Source organism: Nocardia sp. NPDC060259 (assembly GCF_042728775.1).
In the GTDB taxonomy this organism is placed as follows: domain Bacteria; phylum Actinomycetota; class Actinomycetes; order Mycobacteriales; family Mycobacteriaceae; genus Nocardia.
This window is the reverse complement of sequence record NZ_JBHXAY010000037.1, coordinates 25,257-40,215: the sequence shown is the minus strand read 5'-3', so window position 1 is coordinate 40,215 and position 14,959 is coordinate 25,257. Positions and strand designations below refer to the sequence as shown.

General features: G+C 69.6%; 12 protein-coding genes and 1 tRNA gene. 8 read left to right on the top strand and 5 right to left on the bottom strand.

Translation table 11 applies throughout. The annotated features are described in order from the left end of the window. The first annotated feature begins 21 nt into the window (after positions 1 to 21). The 6 genes from glp (at position 22) to ACFWF2_RS16125 (ending at position 7,205) form a co-directional block, all read left to right on the top strand. On the top strand, positions 22 to 1,281 hold the full coding sequence (gene glp, locus ACFWF2_RS16150; RefSeq protein WP_379308217.1) for a gephyrin-like molybdotransferase Glp: 1,260 nt from the start codon (positions 22 to 24) through the stop codon (positions 1,279 to 1,281). Between the two features lie 12 nt (positions 1,282 to 1,293). After that, positions 1,294 to 1,944 (top strand): GNAT family N-acetyltransferase, encoded by a 651-nt coding sequence (locus tag ACFWF2_RS16145; RefSeq protein WP_379308216.1) that lies wholly within the window; start codon positions 1,294 to 1,296, stop codon positions 1,942 to 1,944. Between the two features lie 136 nt (positions 1,945 to 2,080). Further along, positions 2,081 to 3,118 (top strand): gephyrin-like molybdotransferase receptor GlpR, encoded by a 1,038-nt coding sequence (glpR, locus tag ACFWF2_RS16140; protein WP_379308215.1) that lies wholly within the window; start codon positions 2,081 to 2,083, stop codon positions 3,116 to 3,118. Between the two features lie 96 nt (positions 3,119 to 3,214). Next, a tRNA-Ala gene (locus tag ACFWF2_RS16135) sits at positions 3,215 to 3,287 on the top strand. Positions 3,288 to 3,377: 90 nt separating this feature from the next. Beyond that, on the top strand, positions 3,378 to 6,092 hold the full coding sequence (locus ACFWF2_RS16130) for an ATP-binding protein (protein WP_379308214.1): 2,715 nt from the start codon (positions 3,378 to 3,380) through the stop codon (positions 6,090 to 6,092). Between the two features lie 63 nt (positions 6,093 to 6,155). After that, positions 6,156 to 7,205: an alpha/beta fold hydrolase gene (locus ACFWF2_RS16125; protein ID WP_379308213.1), complete on the top strand. Its 1,050-nt coding sequence runs from the start codon at positions 6,156 to 6,158 to the stop codon at positions 7,203 to 7,205. A gap of 43 nt (positions 7,206 to 7,248) precedes the next feature. Here the strand turns inward: ACFWF2_RS16125 and ACFWF2_RS16120 are convergent, their stop codons facing one another. From ACFWF2_RS16120 to ACFWF2_RS16100, 5 genes are all read right to left on the bottom strand, one after another. Then, positions 7,249 to 8,844, bottom strand: a complete 1,596-nt coding sequence (locus ACFWF2_RS16120; RefSeq protein ID WP_379308212.1) for an ABC-F family ATP-binding cassette domain-containing protein — start codon at positions 8,842 to 8,844, stop codon at positions 7,249 to 7,251. Between the two features lie 198 nt (positions 8,845 to 9,042). Further along, complete coding sequence (locus ACFWF2_RS16115; protein ID WP_379308211.1) at positions 9,043 to 10,485, bottom strand: aldehyde dehydrogenase; 1,443 nt, start codon at positions 10,483 to 10,485, stop codon at positions 9,043 to 9,045. Then, on the bottom strand, positions 10,482 to 11,957 hold the full coding sequence (locus ACFWF2_RS16110) for a dihydrolipoyl dehydrogenase family protein (protein ID WP_379308210.1): 1,476 nt from the start codon (positions 11,955 to 11,957) through the stop codon (positions 10,482 to 10,484). Before ACFWF2_RS16110 ends, ACFWF2_RS16115 begins: the two co-directional genes overlap by 4 nt. Positions 11,958 to 11,979: 22 nt before the next feature. Continuing rightward, on the bottom strand, positions 11,980 to 12,426 hold the full coding sequence (locus ACFWF2_RS16105; protein WP_379308230.1) for a VOC family protein: 447 nt from the start codon (positions 12,424 to 12,426) through the stop codon (positions 11,980 to 11,982). Between the two features lie 2 nt (positions 12,427 to 12,428). Next, positions 12,429 to 13,265 carry an alpha/beta fold hydrolase gene (locus tag ACFWF2_RS16100; RefSeq protein ID WP_379308209.1) on the bottom strand — a complete coding sequence of 279 codons (837 nt, stop codon included), beginning with the start codon at positions 13,263 to 13,265 and terminating at the stop codon, positions 12,429 to 12,431. A gap of 266 nt (positions 13,266 to 13,531) precedes the next feature. On the opposite strand from ACFWF2_RS16100, the gene ACFWF2_RS16095 reads away from it, so the two are divergent. Continuing rightward, positions 13,532 to 13,960, top strand: coding sequence for a hypothetical protein (locus ACFWF2_RS16095; RefSeq protein WP_379308208.1), 429 nt, complete (start codon positions 13,532 to 13,534; stop codon positions 13,958 to 13,960). Continuing rightward, entirely contained in the window at positions 13,960 to 14,904 is a 945-nt protein-coding gene (locus ACFWF2_RS16090; RefSeq protein WP_379308207.1) for an alpha/beta fold hydrolase, read from the top strand. The genes ACFWF2_RS16095 and ACFWF2_RS16090 overlap by 1 nt, the downstream gene beginning before the upstream one ends. Positions 14,905 to 14,959 lie beyond the last annotated feature (55 nt).

The window sequence follows — 14,959 nt, the reverse complement described above, 5'->3', positions numbered from 1 at the left end:
GCCGATAGACACAGGAGCTCGATGCGCTCGGTTGAGGATCAGCTGATCAAGGTCACCGCGGCCGCGGTCGCACCCAGGCCGGTCCGGGTCGCGATATCCGAGGCCCAGGGTTTGCTGTGCGCGGAAGACGTCGTCACCGAACGTCCGCTGCCCGGCTTCGATCAGGCAGCCATCGACGGTTACGCGGTACGCAGCGTCGACGTCACCGCCGCCGGTACCGATGTGCGCGACGAGGAGGGCGAGCTGATCGACCTCACCCTGCCGGTGGTCGGTGAGGTGGTGGCCGGTTCGCGTCAGCCGATCCGGTTGCAGCCGCGCCAGACCGTGCGGGTCGACACCGGCGCGCCGCTGCCGACGCTCGCCGACGCGGTGCTTCCGCTGGAATTCACCGACGGCGGCCGCGCCAGGATCAAGGTTTTCGAGCCGGTCCGCTCGGGCGATTACGTCCGCCGGATCGGTGACGACGTACAGCCCGGTGACGTGGCGGTCCGCGCGGGCACCATCATCGGCGCGGCCCAGGTCGGCCTGCTGGCCGCGGTCGGCCAGGACAAGGTGCTTGTCCATCCGCGGCCGCGGCTGTCGGTGATCTCCATCGGCGGTGAGCTGATCGATATCGATCGCACGCCAGGCCCCGGTCAGGTCTATGACGTGAACTCCTACGCGCTGGCCGCGGCCGCGCGTGACGCCGGCGCCGATGTGAACCGGGTCGGCATCGTCAGCGCCGATCCGCGCAGGCTGCGTGACGTGGTCGAGGGACAGCTGGTGCGCTCGGAGGTCGTCGTGATCGCCGGTGCGGTCGGCGGCTGGGCCTCGGAGCAGGTGCGCGAGGCACTGGACGGGCTCGGTGAGCTCGAGGTGGACCGGGTGGCCATGCATCCGGGCTCGGTGCAGGGTTTCGGCAGGCTCGGCCGCGACGAGGTGCCGACGTTCCTGCTGCCGTCGAATCCGGTGAGCGCGCTGGTGGTCTTCGAGGTGATGGTGCGTCCGCTGATCCGGATCGCGCTGGGCCGCAGGCAGCCGATGCGCCGAATCGTCAACGCCCGCACCATCACTCCGGTCTCCTCGATGCCGGGCCGCAAGGGCTACCTGCGCGCGCAGCTGCTGCGTGACGAGGCGACCGGCGACTACCTGGTGCAGCCCCTCGGCAACGGCAACGGCGGATCCTCGCATCTGCTGGTGACGTTGGCCGAGGCGAACAGCTTGATCGTCGTCGAACCCGACGACACCGATTTCCGGACCGGTGACGAGGTGCGGGTCGCGTTCCTGGCGCAGCGCGGCTGAAACGTGGAGACGATGAACGTATTCCGGGCAGGTCAGCATCCCGGATGGCCTGCGCGGCTCGGTCCGGTGATCGTGGCGGGCGGGCAGGTGACCCTGCGGCCGGTGCGTTTTCGCGACGCCGCCGCGTGGAGCCGCATCCGGCTGCGTGACCGCGACCATCTGGAGCGCTGGGAACCGACCGGGCGCGGCAGCTGGGAGGCGCGCAATCACGCGTCGAACTGGCCGTCGCTGTGGACGAGCCTGAAGGCCGAGGCGCGGCGTGGCGCGATGATCCCGCTGGTGATCGAGGTCGACGGGCAGTTCAGCGGGCAGCTGACCATCGGCAATATCGTGCGCGGCGCGCTGCGCTCGGCCTGGATCGGTTACTGGGTGGCCAAGGACCTCGGCGGTCAGGGCGTGGCGACGGCCGCGCTGGCGCTGGGGCTCGATCACTGCTTCGGGCCGGTCGGCCTGCACCGCGTCGAGGCGACGGTGCGGCCGGAGAATCTGCCCAGCCAGGCCGTCCTGCGCAATGTCGGCTTCCGCGAGGAGGGCATGCTGCGCCGCTACCTCGATGTAGACGGCGAATGGCGCGATCACCTGCTGGTGGGCTTGACGGTCGAGGAAGTCATGGGCACGGTGGTGGACCGCCTGGTCAGGGAGGGTCGAGCGGCGCTGCCGTGAAATTTCTGTTACTCATGTGGCAGGTGTGCACGGCGCGCCTGCCGCGCGGGCAGGCGTGCCCGAATTAACCTACGGACGTCGGTAGTGCGTCCAACGATGGACAACGCGCAGGCGGGGACGGGAGGTGATGACCGCGATGCCGAATTCGATCCTGTGGATCGGACTCGTCGTGCTGTGGGTCTTCGTCCTGTTCCCGATCCTGGCGGACCGGCATCCCCGGATCCGCCGCACCACCGATGCCGCACTCGCCACGCGCGTGCTGCACCGTGGCGGGGCCGAACGGCGGATCCGCATCGGGGCGGCAGGCGGTCATGAGAGTGACCCCGACTACCGCCCCCGTGTGCTGAGCAAGCGCCCCCACCGTACTGATTCGGAGGATCGGATGACGACATCGGCCGATGAGCCCGTCACCGAAGCTGACGACGAGAAGCTCACCCCTACACCGGAACTCGAAGCCGCGTCCGAGGACGAGGTCGACCTCGCCGACGACACGGCCGACGACGACCCCGAAGAGCGTTCCGAGACAGCCGATTCCGCGGATGCCGAACTCGATGACGCTGCGGCGGAGCCGGACCCGGACATCGCGCAGGACGACGACGAGACCGACTCGCCGGTCGCCGCGCGCATCCCGCCCGCGCCGCCAGCCCGCCTCGAGGACGTCACCGCGGACGTCGCCGACTTCGACGAGGACTTCGTGCCGAACAGGCGCGGCCGCGGTGGCTACGACCCCGAGGCCGACGCCATCGCCCGCGCCGCCCGCTACAGCTTCCGGCAGCGCGCTGTCCTCGGTCTCATCATCGCCGCCATCCTGTTCGCCGCGTTCGGCCTGCTGCTGAACGCGATGTTCTGGTGGGCGTGCGGCCTGTCCACGGCCGTGCTGGTCGGCTATCTGGCCTACCTACGCAAGCAGGTCCACGTGGAGGAGGAGATCCGCCGCAGGCGCGCGGCCCGCCTCACCCGTGGCAAGCGCCGCGAGGCCACCGCCACCCCCGAGGCCGCGACGACCCGGCGCACCATGGACCGCGACACCGCCCGCGCCCTGCGCCGCCGCTCCACCCTGCTCGACACCGACGACGAGGACCCGATGTTCGAGCACCTGGAAACCTTCGATCCGGCCACCGCACGCGCGCTACGCACCCGGGTCGAAGACCTCGGCCGCGCAGTCGGCGAATAACTGGTCGAACCCGCATAACAGCAGTTCAGAGTACCGATTCGGTATCCGGGCGCAACGCCTGATACAGTGTCACAGCGCGGTTCGCCAGAGCCGCACGGGGCTATAGCGCAGTTGGTAGCGCGTCTCGTTCGCATCGAGAAGGTCAGGGGTTCGATTCCCCTTAGCTCCACCCACTGAAAATCCCCAGGCAACAGCCTGGGGATTTTTTGTCCCTGTATGCCCCCTACGCCGACAGGGGGCCGGGAGGAGCGCGCCACCTATGCCGACGTTCGGACGAGTCGCCGAGCTGAAAGAACTGGCCGCGCTCGTGGACGGCCCCGACGACCGCAGCGGCATCCTGATCGAGGGGGAACCCGGAATCGGAAAGTCGTCGCTCGTCGAGGAGACGGTCGCCATCGCGGCCTCCGCCGGGCTGCGGGTGCTGCGGACCTCGGGCGCCGAAGCCGAACACGGCCTCGCCTATGCCGGGCTGCATCGGCTGCTGTACCCGCTGCGGCACGCGTTCGACGCGCTCCCCGCGCGCCAGTTCGACGCGCTGACGACCGCGTTGGGTATGTCGGACGTCGTCGCCGAGCCGAGCCCGCACCTGGTGGGTCTCGCCGCACTGACGCTGCTGGCCGATCTGGCGGCCGAACGGCCGCTGCTGGTGGTCGCCGAGGATGCGCACTGGCTCGATTCCGCCAGCGCGGAGGTCCTCGCCTTCGTCGCGCGCCGCATCCACTCCGAACCCGCCGCCTTGCTCGCGACCGTGCGCGATGGCACGAACTCGCCGCTGCGTGAGGCCGAGCTGGCCGTGATGCGGCTCGGGCCGCTGACCGATGACGACGCGAACGCGCTGCTCGACAGCGCCGCACCGGACCTGCCCGCCCAGCTTCGCCGCCGGGTGCTTGCCGAGGCGCACGGAAACCCGCTCGCGTTGACCGAACTGCCGACGGCCGTGGCGGATCTCGCCGAGTCCACCCAGATCATTCCGCTGACAGAACGACTGGAGCGGGCATTCTCGGCGCGCGGCGCGAAGCTGCCGGAGCGCACCCGGTCGGCCTTGCTGGTCGCGGCGCTCGACGATGGCAACGCGGTCACCGAAACACTCGCTGCCGCAGGGGTTCTCCTTGGATCGGAGGCGGAGGCCGATATTCTCGCCCCCGCTGTGGCGGCCCGGTTGATCGATATCCGCTCCGGCACAGTGACGTTCCGTCATCCATTGGTCCGCTCGGCGCTCGTCGCGGCGGCGACTGCCGAACAACGCCGCCAGGCGCATCTGGCGATCGCCGACCTGCTCGTGGAATCCCCGGACCGGCAGGTGTGGCATCGGGCGGCGGGCACGGCCGGAGCCGACGAGGAGGTCGCCGCGGCGCTCGAGGACGCCGCCGAACGATCCCGGCACCACGGCGGGGCGATCGCGGCGCTGGAACGGGCCGCGTCGCTCAGCGCCACGCCCGGCCGACGCGCGGATCGCCTGCTGCGCGCGGCGGAGCTGGCCATCGACGCCGGTCGTCGCGAGACGACCGAACGACTGGTCGACGCCGCGCGCACGCTTCCCCTCACCGCCGGGCAGGAGGCCACCGCGAACTGGCTGGCCAGTGGATTCGACGACGGAATGCGCGAAAGTCCTTCGCGCATCGGCGAGCTGGCCGTCCTCGCTGCCTCGGTCGCCGCGAACGGGTTTCCGGATGCCGCGCTGCGGATCCTGTGGGGTGCGGCCGCGCGGTGCTTCTGGTCCGAACCCGGACCCGATACCCGGCGCGCGGTGCTCACGGTCGCCGACACCTTCGGCATCCCCGACGGCGATCCGCGCAAGCTCGCGATCGACTCGATCGTGGCCCCGTTCGAACGCGGCGAACAGGTACTCGGCCACCTGCGGGCGCTGGCCGCGACCACCGGACGCGAGACCGAGGTCGATCACTTTCTCAGCAGCGCGGCCTACCAGGTCGGCGCTTTCGATCTCGCCGCGCATTTCGCCGGCGCGGCCGCGCCCGGATTCCGTGCCGCCGGGCAGCTGGGGTTGCTGACCAGGGCACTCGCGATCCAGGCCTGGAGCCTGGCCAGGGTCGGTGACCTCGCCGCCGCCGCGCCGATCGCGGCCGAGGCCGCGGCTTTCGCGCTGGAGACCGGGCAGCCCTTCATGCACGCGTCCGCTATCGGCGTGCAGGCTGAAATCGCCGCGCTGCGTGGGGACTACACACAGGCCACAGCGCTCGTGGCGGACACCGAACGCATCGGACTGGCCGCCGCCGTGCGGCCCGTGCTGGCCACCGCGCAGCTCACCCGCGGACTCATCGCGCTCGGTGAGGGCCGCTTCGACGACGCCTTCACCGATCTGGCCCGCGTCCACGATCCGCGCGACCCGGCGCATTCACCGGCGCTGGCCGCGTATTTCCTCACCGAACTCGCCGAGGCCGCCGTCCGCGCCGGGCAGGCCGACGCCATGACGGAACTGCTGCGCGGGCTTGAACCCGCGGCGGCAGCCACCTCCGCGCCCGCATTGCACATCGGAATGCGCTACGCCCGAGCGGTTCTCGCCGGTGACAACGCCGCGGAGCTGTTCGCCGCCGCACTGGCGGCGGATCTCACCGGCTGGCCCGCCGAACGCGGTCGCTTGCATCTCGCGTATGGCGAGTGGCTGCGGCGACAGCGCCGGGTCGTGGAATCGCGCACCCATTTGCGCACGGCGCGGGAGGTTTTCGATGCACTCGGCTTCACCGCCTGGAGCGAACGGGCACGCCTGGAACTGCGCAGCGCAGGCGAATCGAGCCCGAATCGCGACCCGGATGCCAGGGAACGGCTCACCCCGCACGAGCTGAGTATCGCGCAACTGGCGGCACAGGGGCTGACCAACCGCGAGATCGGGCAGCGGCTCTACCTGTCGCACCGGACCGTCAGCACGCACCTGCACCGGATCTTCCCGAAGCTCGGGATCAGCGCACGGGGGGACCTCGCGGCGCTGCTGCCCGCCCTGGACGAAACGGCCGGTTGAGCGACACCGATTACGTCATCCGACGCTCGCGGCGGGGTTGGTGCGCTGCCTAGCGTCGATGACATGGACATCAATCGACGACGGCTTTTCGGCGGAGCGCTCGCGGCGGGCGCCGCAGGCCTGGCCGTGACTTCCCTCGGCGCCTGCGCCACCGACTCCGCCACGGCGCCCGCGACCGCCGCACCCGGCGCGGCCCTGCGAGGGGGATCGGGAGCCAACACGAGTCTCGGCCCCGTCAAGAAGATCGAGGCTGGCGTCCTCTCGGTGGCCTACGCCGAGTTCGGGCCGGTCACCGGGCCACCCGTGATCCTGCTGCACGGCTGGCCCTACGACGCCTACAGCTTCGCCGATGTCGGCCCGCTGCTGGCCGCAGCCGGATACCGGGTGCTCGTCCCGTTCCTGCGTGGCTACGGCGAGACCGCCTTCCTGTCCGCGCAGACCGTCCGCAACGGACAGCAATCGGCGATCGCGCGCGACATCGTCGACTTCATGGACGCCCTGCGCATCGACAAGGCCGTCCTCGGCGGATTCGATTGGGGTGCCCGCACGGTCGACGTCATCGCCGCGCTGTGGCCACAACGCGTCAAGGCGATGGTCGCGGTGAGCGGATACCTCATCACCCGGCTGGCCGCACAGCAGCAGCCGTTGCCGCCCGAAGCCGAACTCGAGTGGTGGTATCAGTACTACTTCGCCACCGAACGTGGGCGCCTCGGATACACCCGCAATCGCCACGATTTCAACAAGCTCATCTGGCGACGCGCCTCCCCGGCCTGGGATTTCGACGACGCCACGTACGGTCGCAGCGCCGCCGCCTTCGACAATCCCGATCACGTCGACATCGTCATCTCCAACTACCGGTGGCGGTTGAGCCTGGCGCCGGGCGAACCGCACTACGACGCCTACGAACAGCTTCTCGCCACCGGCCCCGCCATCTCCGTGCCCGCCATCACCATCAGCAGCGACTTCGACGGCGCGGCCAAAGACGGTCGGGGATACCGCGACAAGTTCACCGGCAAGTACGAGCATCGCGTCTTCGACGGCATCGGGCACAACGTCCCGCAGGAAGCGCCGAAGCCTTTCGCGCAGGCGATCATCGACGCCGACCGGCTGTGAATATCCGGCTCCGGGCGCTCGGCGTGCCCGGAGCCGGACGCGGTCACAGACCGGTGCGCGCCTCGATGCGGCCGCCCGGCTCGAGCTCGACGACGGTGTCGATGCCGATCCTGCGCAGGAACGTGTAGTCGTGGCTGACCACCAGGATCGCGCCGCGATAGTCGGCCAGCGCTTCGACCAGTTGCTCGACACTGGAGATATCGAGGTTGTTGGTCGGCTCGTCCAGAATCAGCAGCTGGGCGGGCGGGTCGGCGAACAACAAGCGTGCCAGTGAGACCCGGAAGCGTTCACCGCCGGACAGCGTCGAGACGGGTCGTTGCACGCTGCTGCCGCGCAACAGCAGGCGGGCCAGCTGGTTTCGGATGGTGGCCGGTGCGGTGGTGGTGGCCACGGCGTGGACGTTGTCGAGCGCGCTGGCTTGCTCGTCGAGGTTGTCCAGACGTTGTGGCAGATACCCCACCCGGTCGGTGAGCAGCGTGCCGCGTTCCGGGTCGCGACCCGCGAGCAGGTTTTCGATCAGTGTCGACTTGCCCGCGCCGTTGGGGCCGATCAGGGCGACGCGTTCCGGGCCCTGGATGACGACGCGCCGGTCACCGTCGCGCAGTTCCGCGATGCGGCGGCTGCGCGGCACATCGGGATCGGGCAGTTCGAGATGGATGTGCTCGTCGCGGCGTACCCGTGACGAAGCGGAATCCAGGATATCCTGGGCCGCACGGACTTTGGCATCCAGGGTGGTGCGCATGCCCCCGGCCGAGCTCTGCGCCCTGCTGGCCCTGTTGCCCGCGAGAATCCGCGGAATTCCGCCGTCCCGCTGTGTCGCCCTTGCGGTGCGCTCGCGTCTGGCGAGCTTGGTCTCGGCCTCGATCCGCTGCCGCTTCTCGACCTTCAACGCCTGTTCGGCGGTTCGAGCCGCCTGCGCGGCCGCTGCCTGCTCCTGGTCGACGTGGTGCCGCCAGGCGCTGTAGGGCCCACCGAATACCTCCAGTGTCGCGGCCCGCAGTTCCGCGGTGGCGTCCATCCGTTCGAGCAGCTCGAGGTCGTGACTCACCACGAGGAGGGTGCCCGGCCACGAATCCACCAATTCGGCCAGCTTGGCACGGGTTTCGCGATCGAGGTTGTTGGTCGGCTCGTCGAGCAGGGTGATCGGCGTGCGCTGGATCCGCAGCCCGGTGATCGCGACGAGCACCGCTTCACCACCGGAGATCTCGTCGACCCGGCGGTCCAGATCGGTGGCGCTGAAACCGATGTCGTGCAGCGCTTCGTCGGCGCGGGATTCGATGTCCCAGTCGTCGCCGATCGTCTCGAAGTGTTCGTCGCCGGTCCGGCCGGATTCGATCGCGCGCAAGGCCGCGAGTTTGCCCGCGATGCCGAGCAATTGCGCGACGGTGGCATCGCGGCCGAGGGTGAGCGTCTGCGGGAGATAGCCCACCGGGCCGGTGGTCTCGATGCGTCCGGACGTCGGTATCAGGTTGCCGGCGATCAGCCGCAACAGCGTCGATTTCCCGGCGCCGTTGCGGCCGACCAGACCGGTGCGCCCGGTGCTCAACGTCGCGTTGAGCCCGGACAGCGCGACGGTGCCGTCAGGCCATTCGAAGGACAGATTCTGCAGCGTGATGGCCGCGGAGATGGATGTGGACATGGGTCGTCGACTCTTTCCTGCTCGTGAACGAGCGGCCGCAAGTTCGCGCCGTGGTCGAGATTGACCGTCGGCGCGTGATTCAGGAACTGTGCGGAGCCAGGCGAAGGCGAGAATGTGTGATCGGAAGCGCCCCCTTCGACCGGGCGGCTAGATTCTGTCGACTTCCTCGATGAGCACGTGGCCACCCTAGCAGCGGTGTCAGACCGTAATGGTCTGGTATTCGGTGTACTGGCCCAGACCGACGGCGCCGTATTCGCGGCCGATTCCGCTGGCCTTGAAGCCACCGAAGGGACCGTCGAATCCGACCGGCGCACCGTTGACGGCGACCGTGCCTGCCCGGATCCGGCGGGCCACGGCCACCGCCGCCGCCTCGTCCGCCGACCACACGCCACCGGAGAGGCCGTAGTCGGAATCGTTGGCGATGCGGATCGCGTCGTCGATGTCGTCGTAAGCCATGACGACCAGGACCGGGCCGAAGATCTCCTCCCGTGCGATGCGCATCGCAGGCGTCACGTCGGCGAAAACCGTCGGTGTGACATAGAAGCCGTCCCGCAGCCCGGGTGGCACCTGCGGGCCACCACAGACCAGGCGGGCGCCTTCACCGATTCCGGCCTCGATGTAGTCGCGGACCCGCTGCTGCTGATCGCCGCGGACCATCGGCCCGATGAAGGTTTCCGGGTCGCGTGGGTCACCGACCGGCAAGGACTCGACCAGCGCGCTCAGCGCCGCGACCACCTCCCCGTAGCGGGAGGCCGGGGCGAGGATCCGGGTGTGGGCGATGCAGGACTCGCCGTTGTTCAGCAGCGAAGCGAACTTCAGGCCCTTCATCACCACGGTCAGATCGGCGTCGGGCAGGATCACCGCCGCCGATTTGCCGCCGAGTTCGAGACTGACCCGTTTGAGCTGGGAGCCGGCGATGGACGCGATCCGGCGACCGGCGCCGGTCGAGCCGGTGAACGCGATCTTGTCCACCAGCGGATGGGAGATCAGGTACTCGCTCGTGCCCCGTTCGGCGGGCAGCACACTGAGCACGCCGTCCGGCAGCCCGATGCGATCCATCAGCTCGGTCAGCAGTCCCATGCTCAGCGAGTTCTCCGGAGATACCTTCAGCACCACGGAGTTTCCGGTGAGCAAGGCGGGCAGCAGCTTCGATGTCGCGGCGGAGAAGGGCGAGTTCCACGGGATCACCGCGGCCACCACGCCGACCGGTTCGCGCCGTACCACGCTGCGCATGCGCGCATCCGGGTCCGACGGAGTGAGCGTTCGCTCCCAGTCGAAATGCTCGGCGGCCGCGAAGTAGGCGTTCGCCTGCCGGGTCAGAGCGGCCTGGCCTGCCTGGGTGAACCAGGCGGCCGAACCGTTTTCGGCGGTGATGAGCTCGGCGATCCGGTCGGCCTGTTCCTCGCGCAGCTGATTGAACTGTCGCAACATCACGATTCGCGCGGCGGCCGGGGTGTCACGCCACTCGCGGTTGTCGAAAGCCGCGTGCGCCGCCGCGACCGCGCGGTCCACATCGGCGGGCTGGGCCTGCGCCGCCGCGCCGAGCAGCGATCGATCGTGCGGAGACAGGATCTCCAGTAGCGCCGGTTCGCTGGGTTCGGTCCACGATCCGCCGATGTAGAGCTGCTCGTAGGTGATCATCCAGCTGCTCCCGGTGCGGCCGGGTTCTGTTGGTCGCGATAGGTTTCCAGCAGTCGCAGCCAGACTTCGCTGATGGTGGGGAACGCGGGAACCGCATGCCAGAGCCGGTCGATCGGAACCTCGCCGGTGATGGCGATGGTGGCCGAATGCAATAGTTCGGCGACGCCAGGTCCGGCGAAGGTGGCGCCAACGATCACCCGGCGCCGCGGGTCGATCAGCACCCTGGCCTGTCCTCGATAACCGGGATCGTGCTGGATCGCGCCCGCGACCCGGCCGATGTCGTAGTCGACCACATCCACCACCCGCCCGGCGCGGGCGGCGTCCTCGGTGGTGAGTCCGACCGCCGCGATCTCCGGGTCGGTGAACACCACCTGCGGAACCGCCACCAAGTCGGCGGTTCCGGTGTGCGGGCCCCACTTCTCGGTGTCCAACGTCCGGCCCCGCGCTCGGGTAGCGATGACCGCCCCGGCGATACGGGCCTGATATTTGCCCTGATGGGTGAGCAGTGCACGGTGATTGACGTCGCCGACCGCGTACAGCCACGCGCCGTCGACCGCGGTCACGGTGAAGGTGTCGTCGGTGTCGAGCCACTGGCCGGGCGTCAGGCCGACGGTCTCGATGCCGAGGTCCGCGGTGCGTGGTGCGCGTCCGGTCGCGAGCAGGAGCTCGTCGGCCACCAGCCGGGTGCCGTCGGCGAGGGTGAGGTGGACGCCGTCGCCGGGGCCGCCCGCCCGTTCCGCCGCGGTGATGGTGGTACCGAACCGCAGGTCGACACCGGCCTCCCGGAGCCGCTCGGCGACCAGGTCCGCGGCGAATGCCTCGACCCGGCCGAGCAGCCGGGATTCGCGAGCGATGAGGGTGACCTGCGCACCCAGCGCCTGCCAGGCGGTGGCCATTTCGACGGCGACCACACCGGCGCCGAGAATCGCGAGCCGGCCGGGAACGTCCTCGGCGGCGGTGGCTTCGCGGCTTGTCCACGGCCGCACCGTATCCAAGCCCGGTAGTGGGGGCAGTGCCGCCGACGTGCCGGTGCACACCGCCACCGCGTGCCGGGCGGCGAGCCGCACGGTGCCGCCCTCGGGCGTATGAACTGTCACCTGCCGCGGTCCCGCTATGCGGCCGTGGCCACGAATGAGCTCGACCCGCACGGAGTCGAGCCAGTCGACCTGGTCCCGGTCGTTCCAGTCGGCCACCATGCGGTCACGGTGTTTCAGCACCGCCGGCACGTCAAGGCGGCCGGTCACCGCGCCGCCGACGCCGGGGAAGCGTGCGGCCTCGCGATAGAGCAGGGCGGGACGCAGCAGGGCCTTGCTGGGCTCGCAAGCCCAGTACGAGCATTCGCCGCCGACCAGCTCGGATTCGACGATCACGGTACTGAGCCCGGCGGCGCGGGTACGGTCGGCGACGTTCTCGCCGACCGGCCCGGCGCCGATGACCACGACATCGTAGGTACGAGTTTCCTTCTCGGACATGGGTTCGCCTTCGCTGGTCGGATCAGCGGCCGGGTGCACGCTGGGTGACTTCCTGCAGGAACCAGCCGTTGCCGTCGGGATCGGTGAACGCGGCGAACGAACCGTAGGAGCGGCGCTGCGGATCAGCCCCGGGGACACGGCTTTCGGTTCCGGGGTGATGGAACACACCGGTGGCGTCGCGGAACGGTCCGTCGACCTCGATCCCGCGCTCGGTCAGCTCCGCGACGGTCTGCTCGATATCGGTGACGATCAGGTGCAGGCCATGCACGGAGCCGGGCGCGGCCGCGCTGACACCGGTGCCGATGATGATCGAACATTCCGAACCGGGCGGGGTGAGCTGGACGACGCGGTAGTCGTCGTCCACCGCGAAGTCGGCGTCGAGACGGAATCCGAGCCGATCGGTATAGAAGGCCTTCGCGCGGTCGACGTCGGCGACGGGCAGCACGATGACCTCGAGCTTCAAATCCATGATCACGGGGTCACGCCCTGGGCGGCCTGCTCGATCACGTCGGCGACCACGTCGGGTTGCGAGACGGCGACCGAGTGAGAGGCCTCGACCTCGGTGACCTGGGAATGTGCCCGCTCGGCCATGAACCGCTGCGCCGCGACGGGGATATTGAGGTCCTGGGTGGTGATCACGTCCCAGCTGGGCTTGTCGGTCCAGGCGGCGACGGTGGCCTTCTCCTCGAGCGCGGCCTGATCGATCGGACGCTGGGTGGCCGCGGCCAGGGTCGCGCGGTCCGCGGCGACGTCGGCGGCGAACTGGTCGCGGAACTTGCTCTGCTGGATATACAGATCGGTGCCCGCGCTGTTGTCCGGGCGGGTGAAGGCGACCGGGTCGAGCGTGCCGGGCAGCGTGGACCCGGGGAACTTGGTGGTCAGCTCGAGCGCGGTTTCTCCCGGTGCGGGCAGGAAGGCCGCCACATACACCAGCGCCTTCACCTGATCGTTGCCCGCCGCTGCGGCGCTGATGACCGATCCGCCGTAGGAGTGCCCGACCAGGACGACCGGGCCGTCGATGCGGCTGATCAACCCGCGCACCGAGGCGGCGTCGGCGGCCGGTCCACGCAGCGGATTCGCCGCCGCGACAACGGGATACCGGTTCTCGATGAGCTTGTCGATGACGTCGTTCCAGCTCGATCCGTCCGCGAACGCGCCGTGGACCAGCACGATGGTCGGCTTCGGCGCGTCCAAGGTGGGGCCGGCCTGGGTGGTGGTGCTCGCGGTGCAGGCGACGGCGAGGCTGCCCGCGGCCACTACGGCCGTGATCGCCGCGACCGCTCGGCTGGAGCGTCGGATGTCGACCATGTCATGGTCCTTTCGGGGAACGGTGAAGCAGTGCGGATTCCACAATGAGTCGCGCGGCCCCGGCGCCACATCTGTCACCTGACGCCGACCATGACGTAGTCACCATCGCCGGACCGGCAGTGTCCGACACGAAGCCCAGGTGGGGGCTGTCCAGCGCGCACGCATCGCGGGAGCGTCCCCGATCGGCGGGGACGGGCTGGAATACGTCAGTCCCAGCGTCATCCGACAGATTCGGGGCGAGGTCCCGGACAGCGATCGTTCTTCTCATGGCTACTGTCCGTTTTCACCTGATGTCCACCCTGTCGCCCGCCGAGGTCGTGCACGTGCTCACCGACTTCGGGCCAACCCGTCCCGAGGCATGGCCGACGATCGATGCCGAGCACTTCGTCGTCCACGAGCGTGGCGAGACCTGGGCCGAGGTCACCGAAGGCACCGCCGCGGCGTGGGAGCGCGCCCGCTACGAGTGGGACCCGGCCGGCGACACCGTCACCATCACCACGCTGGACTCCAAACTCTTCGGCGCGGGCGGCGGCTGGGTCTTCCGCGCCACGCCGACGCAGGCGGGCTCCCGCGTCGATATCGAACTGACCCGGACCCCGCGGGCGTTCAAGGGCAAGGTCCTGGCGCTGCTGCTGCCCCTGGTCGGGCCGTCCTCGCTGCGCAAGTCCTTCGCCGCGCCGTTGCGGGCCGCGTGATGTCGCTCCCGCCCCAGACCTCCGGTGTGCTCGCGCCGGGCGCGCACGTCTTCGACTCCGACGGTGTCCGCCAGCGGTACCACGTCTACGGCAGCGGCCCGGTCTGCCTCGCCCATCCGGGCGGGCCGGGCATCCACTGGGAGTACCTGCGCATGCCCGAGCTGGAACATCATCTGACCATGGTCTATGTCGAGGCCATCGGCACCGGCGAATCCGGTCGTCTGCCGACACATCCGCACGGCTACACCCGGGAGCGCTACAGCATCGCGCTGCAACGGATCATCGATCACCTCGCGGTGCCGACGGTGTATCTGCTCGGTCACTCGCACGGCGCGTTCGTCGCCGCCTTCCACGCGATCCACCGTCCGACCGGCCTCGCGGGCGTCATCCTCTACGAGGGTTCACCGGTGACCGGACCCGAGCACGGCGCGGAGGCCGCACGGCGGCTCCGGGAATTCGCCGCTGCCCACGCTGATCGCCCCGAATTGGCCGAGGTGCTCGCGGCTTTCGGTGCGATGCAGGCTATTTCGAACGATGTGCAGACCCTGGCCGTCGCCCGCGGCATCTTGCCCGCCTATCTCGCCGACTACTGGGGTGACGAACGGCGCTGGGCTCCGGTGCGCGATGCGCTGCGCGCCGGCTACATCTCGGGACTGGACGCGATCGGATCTCCCGATCTCGTCGACGACCGCGCCGACCTACCCGCACTGACCGTCCCGGCGCTGGTCGTCGTCGGTCGCTTCGATGTCATCTGCGGACCGCGCTGGGGACAGGAGCTGCACGAGCTCATCCCCGATTCGCGACTGCTAATCCTGGAGCACAGCGGCCACCTGGGGCATCTGGAGGAACCAGGGCGTTTCGCCGCCGCGGTCCGCGACTTCGCCTGCTCACCACAATCCGTGCCGTCACCGCGTGGCGGCAGCCGGGAAAGGCTCGTGCCATGAACCCACGAAAGCCCGAACGACCCCCTGTCGCAGAGCTTTTCGTCTGCGGACCGAT